This is a genomic window from Leifsonia sp. ZF2019, assembly GCF_019924635.1.
Taxonomy (GTDB): domain Bacteria; phylum Actinomycetota; class Actinomycetes; order Actinomycetales; family Microbacteriaceae; genus Leifsonia.
On sequence record NZ_CP065037.1, the window covers coordinates 829,272 to 844,727 of the forward strand.

A 15,456-nucleotide genomic window follows, 5' to 3' on the forward strand; every position below is an offset into this window, starting at 1 on the left:
TCTCCTTACCTCACCGGTGTGCGCGCGGGGGCGTCCGCGTGCTCCTGACAGGACGGGCACAGGCCCCAGAACGTCACTTCGGCCGTGTTCACCGCGAACCCCGACGCGTCGCCGGGCTGCAGGCAGGGCGCGTGCCCCACGACGCAGTCGACGTCCGCCACGGCGCCGCACGAGGTGCAGACGACGTGGTGGTGGTTGTCGCCCGTGCGGCGTTCGTAGCGCGCGGGCGACCCGGCCGGCTCGATCCGGCGCAGCAGCCCGACGGCCGTGAGGTCGCCGAGCACGTTGTGCACGTTCTGGATCGAGGTGCCGGGGAGGGCGGGGAGCACGGCGCGGAGCACCGTCTCCGCATCGGAGTGGGGCAGGCGCGAGAGGGCGTCGAGCACGGCCAGCCGGCCCTGCGTGACGCGCAGCCCGGCGGAGCGCAGTGCGCTCTCGAGCTGTGCCGTGTCCATGGCTCGAACATACCGCTTATTTTGAATAGATCAAAATAATGCGGATTCCCGGCGCGGTGTCGACGGTCAGTGCTCCTGCCGTGACGCGAGCACGTAGGCCGGCACCGCGATCGCCGCGGTGGCCACGTGCATCAGCGCGAGTGCGATCACCGCCGAAAGCGTGGTGCCCGGGATGAACCGGAGGACCGCGAGGAGGACATCGGGAACGAACGACAGGGCGACGACCACGGGAACGGCCACCGCCAGCGCCCTGCGCGGGTGCGCTGCCCGGCGACTGATCGCGCGCCAGCCCACCCAGCCGACGAGGATGCCGAGGATCGTCATCGACGCGTATGCGGGGAGCGTGACGGGGCCGTAGGAAGCGGGCACGCCGAGGGCGACCGCGATGTTCGCGATGGCGGCATTGACGGCGATCGAGAGGGCGGTGGCGATGCCCAGGATGAGGGCGGCGCGTGCCGGGCGGGCGCGAGAGGCCGAGGGAGTGGCGGCGGAGACCATGGAATCCTCCTGCGAGTGATCGATTACGGTTCCAAGCGGTACCGTAATCAATTACGGTACCGCTGATTCCCGAAAGATACAATCGTCTGCATGTCCTCCCTCGCCGGCCGCTCGTCCGGGCGCCCACGCGTCGAAGGCCTCGAGGGCCGCATCCTCGAAGCCACGCAGGACCTGCTCATCGAGGCCGGCTACGGGGGCACGACGATCGCCGCGGTCGCTGAACGCGCGCATTGCGGGAAGTCGGCCATCTACCGGCGCTGGGAGACCAAAGTCGACCTGGTCGTGGCCGCGGTCCGGGACTCGCAGCGGCCGTCGGAACTCCCCGACACCGGCTCGTTGCGCGAAGACCTGGTCGCGGCGGCGATGCACTTCGCCGCAGGCGATGGCCGGTCGGGCCGTGTGCTGGCGAGCCTGCTGACCGCGATCGGCACCGATCCCGAGCTCTACGATGCGGCGTATCGCGACGTCGGTCAGCCTCCGGTCCGGGCGCTCATCACCGTCATCGAGCGGTGGATCGCGCGCGGCGTCGTGCCTCCGACCGTCCCGGTGGAACTGATCGCGGGGATCGTCCCGACCGCCGCGTTCGGAAGCGTCGTGCTCCGCAAGCAGTCCCTGGACGAGCAGGCGGTGCGCGAGCTGATCGACTTCGTCGTCGTACCGGCGCTCGGATATCGACACGGCGCTCCGGCCTGAGGGTGCCCGTCGGCCGCGGATCGCTATCGCCAGCGATACTCCGTCTCGGGCCGACCGGGTGTGCCGTAGCGGGGTTCGCGCGTCAGGCGGCCGGCGTCCGCCAGGTACTCGAGGTAGCGCCGAGCGGCCACGCGGGACATCCCGAGAAGGGACGCCGTCTCCGCGGCCGACAGCGCGCCACGTTCGCGCACCGTGTCCCGGATGCGGCCCAGCGTCTCCGGCGACAGGCCCTTCGGCAGCGGCGGCGCGCTCGTCGGGCGGCGGGCGCCGAGCAGGGCGTCGATCTCGTCCTGGGTGGGCGCGCCGGCCGCATCCACGGAACGACGCCGGTACTCGCGGAACTGCTCCAAGCGGTCGGCGAAGACCGCGAACGAGAACGGCTTGACCAGGTACTGGACGACGCCCAGCGCGGCCATCTGGTGCACGACCTCCGCATCCCGCACCGCCGTGACGGCGATGACGTCGACGTCCGAGCCGCGAGCGCGCAGCCGGCGCAGCACCTCCAGGCCGCTCCCGCCGGGCATGGTCATGTCGAGCAGCACCAGGTCGATGGGCTCGGCCGGCGGACTCTCCAGCAGAGCGGTGAGCGCCGCGTGGGCGCCCGCGCACTCGCCGACGACGCGGAACCCGTCCACACGTTCGACGTACCGGCGGTGCAGCTCGAGCGTGAGCGCCTCGTCGTCCACGAGGAGAACGCCGATCACGGGATCCTCCGCCCGGGCAGTTCGGCGCGGAACCGGGTGGGATGGGCGTCGAGGCTCAGGGTGCCGCCCGCCCCCTCCACGATCGCCTTGACGAGGGGGAGCCCCACGCCGCGGCCGCCCTCCGCCGCCGGCTTGGTCGAGAAGCCCGGCTCGAAGATCCGGCCGCGCACATCCGGCGGGACTCCGTCGCCGCTGTCGGCGACCTCCATCACCACGCCGCCGCCCTCGGCGCGTGCAAGCGTGAAGCGCACCCATCGCGGGTCGGGCCCGGCGGCCGCGGCGTCCAACGCGTTGTCGATCAGGTTGCCGACGACCGAGACGGCATCCACCGCGCTGAGGCTCGTGCGCGGCGTATCCGGGTCGAGCACGGCCTCCCAGTCCACGCCCCGCTCGGCGGCCTGCGCCGCCTTGCCGAGCAGGAGCGCCCCGACGGTCGGATCGCCCGCGCGCGCGGCCGTGACCTGGTCGACCAGCGCTTGACTCTGCCGTGACGTCTCGGTGAGCAGTTCGACGGCCTCGTCGGTGCGGCCGAGCTCGATCAGGGCGACCGCGGTGTGCATCCGGTTGCCGTGCTCGTGATTCTGGGCGCGCAGCGCCTCGCCCAGCGTCCGGACCGAGTCGTACGACGAGACCGCGTCGCGCACCTCACGGGCGGGGAGGTCGCCCGTCACCCGCCGTGTGAGGCGCCGCACGACCAACGCCCCCACGACCCCGGCGGCCGTCACCGCCAGCGCGATCCCGATCGCGTACGGAATCCGCGGCAGGAGGGTGCTGCCGATGCTCTCGACGGTGACGCCCGTCGCCACCCAGCCGACCTGCCGGCGTCCGTCGAGCACAGGGGCTATGGTCCGGACCGACGGGCCCAGCGTCCCGGTGAACTCCTCGGTGCGGGCGACGGGGGTGGCGGGGATGGTGCCGAGATAGTGTCTGCCGATCTGCTCCGGATCCGGGTGGGTCACCCGGATGCCCTCGGTCGTCATGATCGTGATGAAGTCGACGCCGGCGCTGCGGGTGACGCGCTCGGTGACCGGCTCCAGCTCGGCGGTCGCCGCATGCGGCCCCGCCGTCAGCGCCGACGCCACCTCCGGGAGCTCGGCGAGCGTCTGTGAGACGGAGCGCGTCACCCGCTCGGCTTCGGTCCGAGCCGAACGCTGCGCGTCCAGCACGAGCAGCACGGCCGTGAGTGCGCCGGCGACGAGCACGACGGCGACCAGAACCGCGAACACCCGCGACGCCGCGCTGCGCATCACTCCCCGTCGAGCCATAGTCCTCCCAGCGTGCCAGAGAATCCCCGACGCGATCGCGACCAATACGACCGCAACCCCCGCCCCGGCCCGCTCCACGGCGATGCTTGTGCGACCGCCCGCCGAATCCGGCGGGGACGAACAGCGACGTTCTCCTGGAGGCGATCATGCCACTCTCGACCCGCACCACATCCTTCCTCCTGCCCAGCTGGGGCGGTCGACGCAAGCGCCGACCCGACAAGCACGCCTGGCTCTACCTCTCGGTCATCGCCGCGGTCGTGCTCGGCGCGATCGTCGGCCTGGTGTGGCCGGAGGTCGGTGTGGCGCTCAAGCCCCTCGGCGAAGGGTTCGTGGCGCTCATCCACATGATGATCGCGCCGATCATCTTCTGCACCATCGTCGTCGGCGTCGGGTCCATCGCGAAGGCGGCCACCGTGGGGAAGGTCGGCGGGCTCGCCCTGGTCTACTTCCTGGCGATGTCGACGGTCGCGCTGGCGATCGGCCTCGTCGTGGGCAACCTCATCCACCCGGGCGAGGGGCTCAACATGACGGGCGCCACGTACACGGCCACCGCAGAGGCGACGTCCACGTCGGAGTTCGTGCTCGGCATCATCCCTACGTCGTTCTTCTCCGCCTTCACCGAGGGCAGCGTGCTGCAGGTGCTGTTCATCGCGTTGCTCGTCGGTTTCGCGGTGCAGAAGATGGGGCGCACCGGCGAGGGCATCATGAGCGCGGTGAAGCACCTCCAGGCGCTCGTGTTCCGCATCCTCGGCATGATCCTCTGGCTGGCCCCCGTCGGGGCGTTCGGCGCGATCGCCGCCGTCGTCGGCAACACGGGCATCGGCGCCATCTGGAGCCTCGGGCTGCTCATGGTCGCCTTCTACATCACGTGCTTCGTCTTCATCGCCGGCGTGCTGGGCCTGCTCCTGTTCGCGGTCGCGCGGGTGAACATCTTCCGCCTCATCGGCTACCTCGGCCGCGAATACCTGCTCATCGTCGGAACCTCGTCGTCGGAGTCCGCTCTTCCGCGCCTGATGGCGAAGCTGGAGCATCTGGGCGTCTCGAAGCCCGTCGTCGGCATCACCGTGCCCACCGGCTACTCGTTCAACCTCGACGGGACGGCCATCTATCTGACCATGGCGTCCTTGTTCATCGCCACGGGGATGGGGCAGCCGATGTCGATCCCGGAGCAGATCGGCCTCCTGGTCTTCATGATCATCGCGTCCAAGGGCGCGGCCGGCGTCACCGGAGCGGGCCTCGCGACGCTCGCGGGCGGCCTCCAGGCGTACCGACCGGACCTCGTCAACGGCGTCGGCGTGATCGTCGGCATCGACCGCTTCATGTCGGAGGGGCGGGCGGTCACCAACTTCACCGGGAACGCCGTCGCTGCCGTGCTCATCGGAACCTGGACGCACCAGTTCGACGCCGACCGCGCCCGACAGGTCCTGCGCGGTGAGCTGGCCTTCGACGAGACCGCACTCAGCTTCGACACTCACGGCACCGCGCAGAAGCACGACAGCGCAGAGACGGAAGCAGCGGTCCGGACCTCCGGTGAAGCGGTTTCGTCGGGGACGGGAAGCGCGTGAGCGATCCCGGCCTCTGATGGGCCGCTCGGGGATGGGATACGGTGTGCGGGAGCATCGGGAGGATCGGATGACGGACCAGAACGCCCAGGAGCCGCAGGGGCGACCGCAGTACCAGCCGCAGAACGAGACCGGACCGGCCGGGTATGCGCCCCCGGTCCCGCCCGCCCCGCAGGGATATCCGTCCCAGCCGGGGTACCCGCCCCAGCCCGGATATCCCACGCAGCCGGTGCAGCCCGCGCAGCCGGTGCACCCCGCTTATGTCGCGGCCTACGGCGTCGCGGTCTACCCGGTCGCGCCGCCCGAGCCGAAGGGCCTGTCGATCGCCTCGATGGTGCTCGGCCTGGTCTCTCTGGTGGCGGGTTTCACGTTCGTGGTGCCGCTCATCGGCCTCATCCTCGGCATCGTCGGGGTGCGCCGCGAGCCGGCCGGACGGGGGATGGCTGTGACGGGCATCGTGATCAGCTCCCTGATCCTGCTGGTCTGGGTGGTCATCATCGGCATGATCCTGTTCGCCGGTCTGCTGGCGGCAGGCGGCGCGGCCACCTACCGCAGCGCCTGAGAGACGACCTCAGCGCCCGGCCGCTCCCCTCCGCGTGCGGAGGGCATTCCGGCCGGCGAGCGACACGGGGATGTGGCCGGCCGCAAGGATGATCGCCGATCCGGCCAGCCATGGGTTGACCAGCCAGGCGGCGGCGCACGCGAACACGGCGACCGGGAGGATCGCCATCGGTACCGGCACGCCGATCACCGATTCGAACAGCAGTTCCGCGCGGCGTCCGCGGACGAGGTAGCGCGCCCAGAGCGCGTCATAGGCGAGCAGCGTCAGCGCGGCCGGGAGCGCCCACCACCAGAGCGCGCCGCCGGGCTCCGTGATGGCCGGAACCACCAGGCACAGCGCCTGTCCCGCTCGCTCGAGCACCGTCAGGGCGAGCGCGGGGCGGATGGTCGGCAGTCGATCGCGCGGCGGGAACGCCAGGAGCAGCAGACTCGGCGCGAACACCGCGACCCCGACGATCAACCCCCACGGCGAGAAACCCACGATGTCATCCCAGCGGCTCAGCGCGAGCGCGAGCGGAGCCGCGTCTCCTCGAGGTCGAGCATGCCCTGGGCCTCGGCCAGGATGCGGGAGGGGTAGAGCCCGCGGGAGCGCTCCAGGAGCAACCGGTCGCGTTCGGCGTCGACGACGGCCAACCGGAGGGCGCGGTACACGTGATGGGGCCTGCTCTCGGCCGGGGTGTCGGAGAGCACGATGCGCTCCCAGGCGGACTCCGCCTGCAGGTACGAGGACTGCCGGACGCGCTCGACGATCTCCGGGTCGATCGGTCCGGGGCTGCCGACGACGGTCTCGGGTTCGTCGAGCACTTTGAGGCCGGTCTCGCTCAGGTCGTCGAGCAGCTGGGCGAGGAGGCGCCGGTCGTCCGTGACGTCCACGCCCTGCAGGCCGAGTGTGCGGATGAGCCAGGGCAGCGTCCCGCCCTGCACCACCAGGCTCACGACGGCGACGGTGAAGGCGATCAGGATGAGCTGCGGGCGGTAGGGGATGCCCAGCGGGAGGGACTGCGCGGCCGCCAAGGTCACGACGCCGCGCATCCCGGACCAGCCGAGCACGACGCCGCCCTTCCAGTCGATGGCCTCCTGGCGGAACTCCTCGAGGTCGTTGCGGTGCCGCTGGTACCGCACCTCCGCCCGCTGCTTGCGCACGGCTTGCCAGCGGTACTTGACCGGATGGTCGCGGAAGTAGCTGATGAGCAGCCATTCCTTCAGCACCGCCCGTTCGGCGTGCTGCGCGCGTCTTCGGAGCGAGTAGATGAGGGGGCCGATCAGCAGGAACCGGATGACGACGAGGGAGAGCATCGCGATCAGGCCGAGCAGGATGGAGTCCCACACGCCGAGGATCTCGGGGTGGTCGACATCGGCGACGAGGGTGCGGATCTCGAGACCGATGAGCAGGAAGACACCGTTCTCGAGCAGGAACTGGATGGTGCGCCAGTTGATCTGGTCGCTGATGCGCGCCTGGGCGGTGAAGTGCCGCGGCGCCGCGTGACCCGTGTAGAGGCCGGCGATGACGACGGCCAGCACGCCCGAGCCGTGCAGCGCCTCCGTCGGGGCGAACGCCGCGAACGGCACGACGACCGAGAGAGCGGTATCGAGCACAGGGTCGTGGAGCTTGGAGCGCACCCAGACGGAGACGAACCCCACGACCAGTCCGACGACGAGGGCGAGGACGACGGCCGTGACGAAGTCGACCACGCCGGCGAAGGGCGTGCTGAGCGATCCGACGGCGGCGGCGAGGGCCGTGCGCAGCAGCACCAGGGCGGTCGCGTCGTTGACGAGGCCCTCGCCCTCCAGCACGGTCAGCACGCGCGGCGGGAGGCCGAGCTTGCGGCCGATGGAGGTCGCCGCCACCGCGTCGGGCGGGCTGATGATCGCCCCCAGAGCGATGGCCGCGGCGAGGTTCAGATCGGGGAGGAGCGTGTACAGCACGAACCCCGACGCGAAGGCCGTGATGATGACGAGCACGACCGAGAGGCCCGCGATCGGCGCGAGGTTGCGGCGGAAGTCGGTGAGCGGGACGCTGATCGCCGCCGCGTAGAGGATCGGCGGAAGGAGTCCGTCGAGGATGACCTCGGGCGGCACGTCGATCTCGGGCACCCCCGGCAGGAACGACAGCGTGACGCCCACGATCACCAGGATGATGGGCGCGGCGACGCCGAGCTTGCGGGCGAACGCGGCCACGCCGACGATCACCGCCACCGCGATCACCGCATATACGCCGAGCTCCATCTAGTCAGGCCAGGGGCGTCCGGCAGCCCTAGCGGGCGCGCAATCCGTCGATGGCCATGGCGATCACGCGGTCCCGCTGCTCATCGTCGTCGAACGCGACGCCCGCGATGCCGGAGACCATGCGGATGACGTCGCCGATCGTGGCGTCCTCGCGCAGCTCGCCCGCCTCCTGCGCGCGCTCGAGCAGCGGCTCGCCGGCGTCGTAGAGGGAGGTGCGGCAGCTGAGCAGCACGGGGGAGTCCTTGTTGAGGCCCTCCAGCAGGGCCTTCTTGGTGCCGATATAGGTGACGAAGCGGCGCAGCCACGCCTCGACGCCCACCCACGGGTCCTCGAGGTCCGCGGCGTCCTCTGCGGCGTGGACGACCGCCTCCACCTCGTCGACGTAGACGGCCTCGACCAGTGCGTCGCGCGTCGGGAAGTTGCGATAGAGGGTGCCGATGCCGACGCCGGCGCGGCGGGCGATGTCTTCGAGGGACGCGCTGGTGCCGTCGGTGGCGAAGGCCTCGCGGGCGGCGGCCAGCAGGGCGTCGAAGTTGCGCCGCGCGTCGGCCCGCTGCGGGCGCACGACACCGACGTAAGCGGTGTCTGTGCCGGTCACGGCGGATCCTTCCGAACGGGTCGTCGACGGGGTCGTCGAAACAAGTATGGCAGAAAGGCTTGCGAAGCGGAGGCACCCTCCGGTAATGTCTTTCTCGTAACCGGAGGCACCCTCCGAACGGAGCCTGCCTCCAATTGTAGCCCATCTCGGGCGTTCCTTCGAGAAACGGAAGAAACCGACATGTCTCGATCCCGACCCGGCGTCACCTTCGCCATCCTGGCCCTCAGCGTGGCCTCCTTCGCGACCCTCCAGTCGCTCGTCGTCCCCGTCCTCCCCGTCATCCAGTCCGACCTCGGCACCACGACCGCCGGTGTCACCTGGACCATGACCGCGTGGCTCATCGCCGCTGCGGTCGCCACCCCGTTGCTCGGCCGCGTCGGCGACATCGTCGGCAAACGCCGCGTGTTCGTCCTCTCCCTGCTCGCGGTCGCGCTCGGCAGCGTCATCGCCGCCGTCGCGCCGTCCATCGGCGTGCTGATCGCCGGACGCGTCGTCCAGGGCATCGGCGGCGCCATGTTCCCGCTCGCGTTCGGCATCATCCGGGACGAGTTCCCGGCCCGCCGCCTCCCCTCCGCCATCGGCGCGATCGCGTCGGTCATCGCGATCGGCAGCGGGCTCGGAACCGTCCTGGCGGGCCCCCTCGCCGACCTGCTCAGCTGGCGCGGCCTGTTCCTCGTCCCGGTCGCCCTCACCGTGACCGGTGCCGTGCTCACCATGGTGTTCATCCCCGAGTCGCGCGAGCGCGCCGCGGGCGGTGTCAATCCGTGGTCGGGCGTGCTGCTCTCCGGCTGGCTGATCGCACTGCTCCTCCCGCTCAGCACGGGAGCGCAGTGGGGCTGGTCGTCGCCGCAGGTGATCGGCCTGTTCGCGGCGGCAGCGGCACTGCTGGCGGCCTGGGTCGTCGTCGAGCTGCGATCCCTGCACCCCCTGGTCGACATGCGGCTCATGCGCGAGCCGGGCGTCTGGTCCATGAATGCGGCGGCCATCTTCATCGGCGCGTCGATGTTCGCGGTCTTCGCCTACTTCCCGCGCTTCGTGCAGACCCCCGCCGGCAGCGGCTACGGCCTCGGTGCGTCCGTCGCCGAGTCCGGGATGCTGATGCTCCCGATGCTCGTCACGATGGCCGTGACCGGGTTCGCCAGCGGCCCCCTCGCCCGGTGGATCGGGTTCCGCGCCCAGATCGTCATCGCGGCCGTCCTCATGTCGGCGGCCGGCCTGTCCCTCGCGTTCCTGCACGGTTCGCTGTTCGACGTCGCCGCCGCGTCGGGCGTGTTCGGCATCGGTCTCGGCCTCATCTATGCCGCGATCACCAGCGTCGTCGTGCAGAGCGTCCCGGCGACGCAGACCGGCGTCGCCAGCGGCATGAACGCCAACCTGCGCACCGTCGGCTCGGCCATCGGGGCCGCCGTCATGACGGCGCTCGTCACGGGTGCGACCGCCGCAGACGGCCTCCCGGCCGAGTCCGGCTACACCGAGGGCTTCGCGACGGCCGGCGTGCTGGCGCTCGGCGCCGGCGCGGTCACGGTCGCCGGCGCCGTGCTGCTGCGCTCCGCGCCCGCCGCGCCGACGTCGCGGCGGAGCTCGCCGCGGTCGCCGGCCTCGCCCGGTTGCAGGAGCGCGACCCTGCGCCGTGGGTGACCCCGGTTCCGGCCCCCACGCCGGCTCAGCCGGCTCTCTCCCTCGCCGAGGTGGAGTCGGTGGCGGTCCCGGTCATGCTGGCCGAGCAGACCGAGGCGATGGAGTTCGACCGGCTTGCGGCCAAGGTCGCCGCGGAGGCGGTGGGAGCGGGGGCACTCCAGGAGTCGCTCGAGCGCCCGGCGCGGTCGGAGCACTTGGAGGTCGCCTGACGCGGCACAGATCGAACGCGAGAACGGCCCGGGTCCTGCGACCCGGGCCGTTCCGCGTCCGGCGCCCTTCGATATGCGAAAGCATGTAACGGCCCAGCCACTGATCTCGAACCGCCCCTCGGTATCCGGCGGGTGAACGGGTCGCCAACAATGGATCAACCCCGGCGCACTGCCGGGTCGGACCCAAGGAGGGAGCCCCGCCGTGACGACCGACACCATCGCCCGCCCCGAGCAGAGGCCGGCCTCGCGAGCCCCGGAGCGCGCTTCCCGTCGCCGTCCCCGCGCCGGGACCGTCACCGGGCTGCTGCTGCTCGCCCCCGCGGTCGTCGCCGTGCTCGGGCTGGCGATCGTGCCCATCCTGCTCGTCGCCCGCAACTCGTTCGCCGAGAGCAATGTCTACGGCGGCATCACCGGCGGATTCACCCTCGAGAACTACGCGCACCTGCTCGACCCCGTGTATGCCAAGGTGCTGGGCTACAGCCTGGGCATGGCCCTCCTGAACACCGCCGTCTGCCTGGTGGTGGGCTACATCGTCTCCTACTACATCGTCTCGCGGCCGCCCCAGCGCCAGTCGCTCCTCCTGCTGCTGATCATCGTCCCGTTCTGGATCGACTTCCTGGTGCGCACCTTCGCCTGGATCAGCGTGCTGGGCCGCGGCGGCCCGGTCTTCGGGGTCCTCGAGGCCCTGGGCGTCGACACGGCGAGCCTGTCGCTCGTGCCGAGCCAGGGGGCGGTGGTCATGGGCCTGCTCTACGCCTTCCTGCCGACCGCGATCTTCCCGATCTACGCCAGCATGCGGGCCATCGACCCGTCGGTGAAGGAGGCCGCAGCCGACCTCGGGTGCGGCTGGTGGCAGACGCACTTCCGGGTGCTGATGCCGCTCAGCTCCACGGGGATCGTGGCGGCCGCCATGCTCACGTTCATCCCCACCCTCGGAGTCTTCGTCATCCCCGTGCTCCTCGGCGGCGGCAAGGACCAGCTGGTCGGGAACCTCATCGTCACCCTCTACACGGAGTTCCGCAACCAGCCCATGGGCGCTGCGGTCTCGATGCTCCTGCTGGTGCTCATGCTCCTCGCGATGGCCGTCGCCGGCCTCATCGCCCGACGCGGACGGAAGAAGGCCGCCTGATGGACCGCGTGACCTCCTGGATCGCCCGCCTGGTGCTGGTCTTCCTGTACATCCCGATCATCGCCGTGATCGTCTACTCGTTCAACGCAGCCTCCGGCGGCTACCGGTGGACCGGTTTCAGCCTCCGCTGGTACGGCGAGCTGTTCGGCGACACCGCCCTGCTCCAGACCCTCGCGACGAGCGCGATCGTCGGCGTGCTCGCCGCCTCCGTGGCGACGGTCATCGGGCTCCTCGCCGCGATCGGCCTCGTGCGCTACCCCGTGAAGGGGTCGGCTGTGGTGCTCGGAGCGATCGTGCTGCCGCTCATCGTCCCGGAGATCGTGCTCGGCGTGGCGCTCCTCAGCGTCTTCAGCTTCCTGCACGTGCCGCTCGGCATTCTGACCCTGGTGCTCGGGCACCTGATCATCACACTGCCGCTGACCACCCTCATCCTGGTCGGCGCGTTCCGGACGCTCGACCCGAGCCTGATCGAGGCGGCCGCCGACCTCGGCTGCACGCCGTGGCGGACGTTCACCCGCGTCCTGTTCCCGCTGCTGCGCTCGTCGATCATCGCCTCGTGGCTGCTGGCCTTCACGGTCTCCCTGGGGAACATCGTGATCTCGACCTTCGTCAGCGGGGTCGGCTCGACCACGATGCCGCTCCGCGTCTACTCCCTGCTCAAGTCCGGCCTCACCCCCGAGCTCAACGCCCTGGGGACGCTCCTGATCGTCCTGACGTTCGTGGTCGTCCTCTCCGTCGGCATCCAACAGATGCGACGGATCCTCGCGAGCCCATCCGGCCCCGCTTCCGCCCCCGACAGCACCACCGCACCGCGCTAAGTCCCCACCCCCTCCCGGAAGAAGACTCATGAAACGCACAGCACTCCTCGCCGTCGCCGCCGTCGCCGCCCTCGGCCTGTCCGCCTGCTCCAGCGGCACCGGCGGATCCGGCGGCTCCTCCTCCGCCTCCACGCAGCTGAACATCTACGCCTGGGCCGACGAGATCCCGAAGACCGTGATCGCCGCCTTCGAGAAGGAGACCGGCATCAAGGTCACCGTCGACACGTTCGACGCCAACGAGACCATGATCTCCAAGCTCGCCGCAGGCGGAGCCGGGTACGACATCGTCGAACCCAGCCAGTACGCCGTCCAGCAGCTCGTGGGACAGAACCTCGTCGAGAAGCTCGACCACTCCAAGATCACCGGACTCGACAACCTCGGGAAGAAGTTCGCCGACCCCAGCTACGACCCCGGCAACGAGTACAGCATCCCGTGGATCTGGGGGACCACCGGCCTCGCCTACAACGAGAAGTGCACGGGCACGGCCATCGACAGCTGGGATGCGCTCTGGGACCCGGCCTACAAGGGCAAGATCTACATGCTCGACAACATGCTGAGCGCCTACATCCCGGCCCTCCAGGTGAACGGGCTGAAGGCGACCAGCACCAGCGAAAAGGACATCGAGAAGGCGACCCAGTCCCTCCTCGACCAGAAGCCGCTGCTCGCGGGCTACAACTCGTCGAACTACGCCGACCTGCTCGCCTCCGGTGACGCCTGCGTCGCCGAGGCGTACGGCGGCAGCGCCATCGCCAAGGTCACGGCGGCCAACCCCGACGTGAAGTTCGTGATCCCGAAGGAGGGCGGCACGCTCTGGGTCGACGGATTCGCGGTCGCCAAGGACGCCCCGCACGCGGATGCCGCCTACAAGTGGCTGAACTTCACCCTCCGCCCCGAGATCGCCGCCATGGCGACGAACGACGGAGGCAGCGCCACGGCCAACGATGCGGCGAAGGCCGACATCACCGACACGACGATGCTCGAGAGCGTCGCGGTCTACCCGACCGACGAGCAGCTCAAGAACAGCGAGTTCATCGTCGACCCGGGCAAGGCGCTGCAGTACTTCCAGCAGGGCTGGACCAAGGTCAAGGCCTCCTAGGCCCGACCGCATCCGACGAGGAGCAACCCATGACCACGCTCGCCAGCTCGACCGCCGCCACCCCCGTGCGCACGCCGTCGAACCCTCCGGCCATCCGCCTCGCCGGCGTCACCAAGACGTTCGGCAGCACCACCGTCGTCCAGCCCGTCGATCTCACCATCGAGGACAACGAGTTCTTCTCGATCCTCGGTCCATCGGGATGCGGCAAGACCACGCTGATGCGGATGATCGCGGGCTTCGAGACGCCCACCGGCGGCACGATCGAGCTGGCGGGCAGGTCGGTCGAGACCCTCCCGACCCGCAAGCGCGACCTCAACATGCTGTTCCAGAGCTACGCGCTCTTCCCACACCTCTCCGTGCGCGACAACATCGGCTTCGAACTGAAGGTGCGCGGACGCAAGCGGTTCCCCGATCGGGAGGCCGCGGTGGAGGAGGCCCTCGCTCTGGTGCGCATGGAGCGGTTCGCCGACCGCAAGCCGACCGAGCTGTCGGGTGGTCAGCGGCAGCGCGTCGCGCTGGCCAGGGCGATCGTCGCGCGACCCGCGGTGGTGCTGCTCGACGAGCCCCTCGGCGCCCTCGACCAGCAGCTCCGCAAAGAGATGCAGGTCGAGCTCAAGCGCATGCAGCGGGAGGTGGGCATCACCTTCGTGTATGTGACCCACGATCAGGAGGAAGCCCTCACCATGTCGGACCGGATCGCCGTGATGTCGGAGGGCAGGGTGCAGCAGGTCGACTCTCCGCGGGCGATCTACGACCACCCGTCCAACCGGTTCGTCGCGGGATTCATCGGTACGTGCAACCTGCTCCCCGCCGTCTATCACGGCACCCCCGCGGGCGCCTCGGTCGACCTCGTCGGGCTCGGCGTCGTCCCGGCGGAGGTCGGCGCCGCCGACGCCGGCGCCGAGGTGACCGTCGCCATCCGCCCCGAGCGGGTGCGCCTGCGCTCCGGATCCGCTCAGGCCGGTGAGGTCGCGGCCCGGCTGCTCGACGCCGTCTTCCTCGGCGACGAGTGGCGTTACATCGTCCGGGCGGGCGAGGACGTGCAGATCATCGTGACCCGACCGAGCGACGGCGTCGACGACGAGCTGACACGGCTCGTCCCCGGCGACCCGGTGGCCGTCTCCTGGGCGTCCACCGACGCGCGCCTCCTCGCCTCCTGACCATCGACCTCCCGACCCCGAAAGGACTGCCATGAAGGTCGCCGCCGGGCAGCTTGCGCCCACCACCGACCCCGCCGTCAACCGGCGCACCATCGAGACGCTGGTCGAGGAGGCCGCAGCGGAGGGAGCCGACCTGCTCGTCCTGCCCGAGGAGGCCATGCTCCTCGCGGACGGCGTCGATGTGCCCCTCGGTGAGCTGGCGCGGGCGGAGTGGCCGGGTTTCGTCGAGTTCGTCTCCGGGCTGGCCCGCCGCCATCGGCTCGCGGTCATCGCCGCCGGCTACGAGGGAACGGACAGCGACCGGCCGTACAACACGATCGTCGCCGTCGACGAGAGCGGACGCGAACTCGCGCGGTACCGCAAGCTCCACCTCTACGACGCCTTCGCCTACCGGGAGTCCGACTACGTCACACCGGGAGACGACAACCCGGTCGTCGTCGAGATCGCCGGTGCGCTGGTCGGCCTAGTCAACTGTTACGACCTGCGGTTCCCGGAGCTGACCAGGAACCTCATCGATCACGGCGCCGACCTCCTCTCCGTCTCGGCCGCCTGGGTGTCCGGGCCGATGAAGGAGGATCACTGGCGCACGCTGCTGCGGGCCCGGGCCATCGAGTCCACCGCGTGGCTCGTCGCTGCCGGCTCGGCATCCCCCGACTGCATCGGCCAGAGCATGGTCGTCGATCCGTTCGGAGTCGTGCGGGCGGCGCTCGGAGGCGAGCCGTACGGGCTCGCCGTCGCCACGGTCTCGCAGCGCCGCACGGACGAGGTGCGCGCCGTCCTGCCGGTGCTCGAGAACCGGCGCCTCAACACCTCCATCAGCCTCTGACCGCGCACGACCACCCCG

At 70.6% G+C, this 15,456-nt stretch carries 17 protein-coding genes; 10 read left to right on the top strand and 7 right to left on the bottom strand.

Annotation, left to right across the window (positions count from 1 at the left end; all coding sequences use genetic code 11):
* Positions 1–5 precede the first annotated feature (5 nt).
* The gene (locus tag IT072_RS04195; protein ID WP_223359623.1) at positions 6–455 is read right to left on the bottom strand and encodes a Fur family transcriptional regulator; all 450 of its coding nucleotides are present in this window, start codon (positions 453–455) and stop codon (positions 6–8) included.
* A 66-nt stretch (positions 456–521) separates the two neighbouring features.
* Complete coding sequence (locus IT072_RS04200; protein ID WP_223359625.1) at positions 522–953, bottom strand: DUF6069 family protein; 432 nt, start codon at positions 951–953, stop codon at positions 522–524.
* 90 nt (positions 954–1,043) lie between these two features.
* Between IT072_RS04200 and IT072_RS04205 the strand changes: the two genes are divergently transcribed.
* Positions 1,044–1,646: a TetR/AcrR family transcriptional regulator gene (locus IT072_RS04205; RefSeq protein ID WP_223359626.1), complete on the top strand. Its 603-nt coding sequence runs from the start codon at positions 1,044–1,046 to the stop codon at positions 1,644–1,646.
* A gap of 23 nt (positions 1,647–1,669) precedes the next feature.
* Here IT072_RS04205 and IT072_RS04210 read toward each other — a convergent pair whose 3' ends face one another.
* Positions 1,670–2,350 carry a response regulator gene (locus IT072_RS04210; RefSeq protein ID WP_223359627.1) on the bottom strand — a complete coding sequence of 227 codons (681 nt, stop codon included), beginning with the start codon at positions 2,348–2,350 and terminating at the stop codon, positions 1,670–1,672.
* Positions 2,347–3,615 carry a sensor histidine kinase gene (locus tag IT072_RS04215; RefSeq protein WP_223359628.1) on the bottom strand — a complete coding sequence of 423 codons (1,269 nt, stop codon included), beginning with the start codon at positions 3,613–3,615 and terminating at the stop codon, positions 2,347–2,349. The genes IT072_RS04210 and IT072_RS04215 overlap by 4 nt, the downstream gene beginning before the upstream one ends.
* Positions 3,616–3,761: 146 nt before the next feature.
* On the opposite strand from IT072_RS04215, the gene IT072_RS04220 reads away from it, so the two are divergent.
* Positions 3,762–5,180, top strand: a complete 1,419-nt coding sequence (locus IT072_RS04220; protein WP_223359629.1) for a cation:dicarboxylate symporter family transporter — start codon at positions 3,762–3,764, stop codon at positions 5,178–5,180.
* Positions 5,181–5,247: 67 nt separating this feature from the next.
* The gene (locus IT072_RS04225) at positions 5,248–5,739 is read left to right on the top strand and encodes a DUF4190 domain-containing protein (protein ID WP_223359631.1); all 492 of its coding nucleotides are present in this window, start codon (positions 5,248–5,250) and stop codon (positions 5,737–5,739) included.
* 9 nt (positions 5,740–5,748) lie between these two features.
* Here IT072_RS04225 and IT072_RS04230 read toward each other — a convergent pair whose 3' ends face one another.
* The 3 genes from IT072_RS04230 to IT072_RS04240 are packed head-to-tail and all read right to left on the bottom strand — an operon-like array spanning position 5,749 to position 8,562.
* Positions 5,749–6,219: a hypothetical protein gene (locus tag IT072_RS04230; protein WP_223359633.1), complete on the bottom strand. Its 471-nt coding sequence runs from the start codon at positions 6,217–6,219 to the stop codon at positions 5,749–5,751.
* Positions 6,220–6,236: 17 nt separating this feature from the next.
* On the bottom strand, positions 6,237–7,964 hold the full coding sequence (locus IT072_RS04235) for a cation:proton antiporter (protein ID WP_223359634.1): 1,728 nt from the start codon (positions 7,962–7,964) through the stop codon (positions 6,237–6,239).
* A 28-nt stretch (positions 7,965–7,992) separates the two neighbouring features.
* Positions 7,993–8,562 carry a TetR/AcrR family transcriptional regulator gene (locus tag IT072_RS04240; RefSeq protein WP_223359635.1) on the bottom strand — a complete coding sequence of 190 codons (570 nt, stop codon included), beginning with the start codon at positions 8,560–8,562 and terminating at the stop codon, positions 7,993–7,995.
* Positions 8,563–8,742: 180 nt separating this feature from the next.
* On the opposite strand from IT072_RS04240, the gene IT072_RS04245 reads away from it, so the two are divergent.
* The 7 genes from IT072_RS04245 to IT072_RS04275 all read left to right on the top strand — a co-directional run bounded on the left by IT072_RS04245 (position 8,743) and on the right by IT072_RS04275 (position 15,438).
* The gene (locus IT072_RS04245) at positions 8,743–10,200 is read left to right on the top strand and encodes an MFS transporter (RefSeq protein WP_223359636.1); all 1,458 of its coding nucleotides are present in this window, start codon (positions 8,743–8,745) and stop codon (positions 10,198–10,200) included.
* Positions 10,197–10,409, top strand: a complete 213-nt coding sequence (locus tag IT072_RS04250) for a hypothetical protein (RefSeq protein WP_223359638.1) — start codon at positions 10,197–10,199, stop codon at positions 10,407–10,409. Before IT072_RS04245 ends, IT072_RS04250 begins: the two co-directional genes overlap by 4 nt.
* 202 nt (positions 10,410–10,611) lie before the next feature.
* Positions 10,612–11,538 carry an ABC transporter permease gene (locus IT072_RS04255; protein ID WP_223359640.1) on the top strand — a complete coding sequence of 309 codons (927 nt, stop codon included), beginning with the start codon at positions 10,612–10,614 and terminating at the stop codon, positions 11,536–11,538.
* Positions 11,538–12,356 carry an ABC transporter permease gene (locus IT072_RS04260; RefSeq protein ID WP_223359641.1) on the top strand — a complete coding sequence of 273 codons (819 nt, stop codon included), beginning with the start codon at positions 11,538–11,540 and terminating at the stop codon, positions 12,354–12,356. Before IT072_RS04255 ends, IT072_RS04260 begins: the two co-directional genes overlap by 1 nt.
* A 28-nt stretch (positions 12,357–12,384) precedes the next feature.
* Positions 12,385–13,452, top strand: a complete 1,068-nt coding sequence (locus IT072_RS04265; protein WP_223359643.1) for an ABC transporter substrate-binding protein — start codon at positions 12,385–12,387, stop codon at positions 13,450–13,452.
* 29 nt (positions 13,453–13,481) lie between these two features.
* Positions 13,482–14,612, top strand: a complete 1,131-nt coding sequence (locus tag IT072_RS04270) for an ABC transporter ATP-binding protein (protein ID WP_223359644.1) — start codon at positions 13,482–13,484, stop codon at positions 14,610–14,612.
* Between the two features lie 31 nt (positions 14,613–14,643).
* Positions 14,644–15,438, top strand: coding sequence for a carbon-nitrogen hydrolase family protein (locus tag IT072_RS04275; protein WP_223359646.1), 795 nt, complete (start codon positions 14,644–14,646; stop codon positions 15,436–15,438).
* Positions 15,439–15,456: the final 18 nt, after the last annotated feature.

Bases quoted from the DNA above. Each gene is read 5' to 3' on its own strand.
- IT072_RS04215 (WP_223359628.1), bottom strand. From the start codon at position 3,615: ATGGCTCGACGGGGAGTGATGCGCAGCGCGGCGTCGCGGGTGTTCGCG.
- IT072_RS04265 (WP_223359643.1), top strand. From the start codon at position 12,385: ATGAAACGCACAGCACTCCTCGCCGTCGCCGCCGTCGCCGCCCTCGGC.
- IT072_RS04275 (WP_223359646.1), top strand. From the start codon at position 14,644: ATGAAGGTCGCCGCCGGGCAGCTTGCGCCCACCACCGACCCCGCCGTC.
- IT072_RS04245 (WP_223359636.1), top strand. From the start codon at position 8,743: ATGTCTCGATCCCGACCCGGCGTCACCTTCGCCATCCTGGCCCTCAGC.
- IT072_RS04200 (WP_223359625.1), bottom strand. From the start codon at position 953: ATGGTCTCCGCCGCCACTCCCTCGGCCTCTCGCGCCCGCCCGGCACGC.
- IT072_RS04260 (WP_223359641.1), top strand. From the start codon at position 11,538: ATGGACCGCGTGACCTCCTGGATCGCCCGCCTGGTGCTGGTCTTCCTG.
- IT072_RS04270 (WP_223359644.1), top strand. From the start codon at position 13,482: ATGACCACGCTCGCCAGCTCGACCGCCGCCACCCCCGTGCGCACGCCG.
- IT072_RS04195 (WP_223359623.1), bottom strand. From the start codon at position 455: ATGGACACGGCACAGCTCGAGAGCGCACTGCGCTCCGCCGGGCTGCGC.
- IT072_RS04225 (WP_223359631.1), top strand. From the start codon at position 5,248: ATGACGGACCAGAACGCCCAGGAGCCGCAGGGGCGACCGCAGTACCAG.
- IT072_RS04235 (WP_223359634.1), bottom strand. From the start codon at position 7,964: ATGGAGCTCGGCGTATATGCGGTGATCGCGGTGGCGGTGATCGTCGGC.
- IT072_RS04205 (WP_223359626.1), top strand. From the start codon at position 1,044: ATGTCCTCCCTCGCCGGCCGCTCGTCCGGGCGCCCACGCGTCGAAGGC.
- IT072_RS04220 (WP_223359629.1), top strand. From the start codon at position 3,762: ATGCCACTCTCGACCCGCACCACATCCTTCCTCCTGCCCAGCTGGGGC.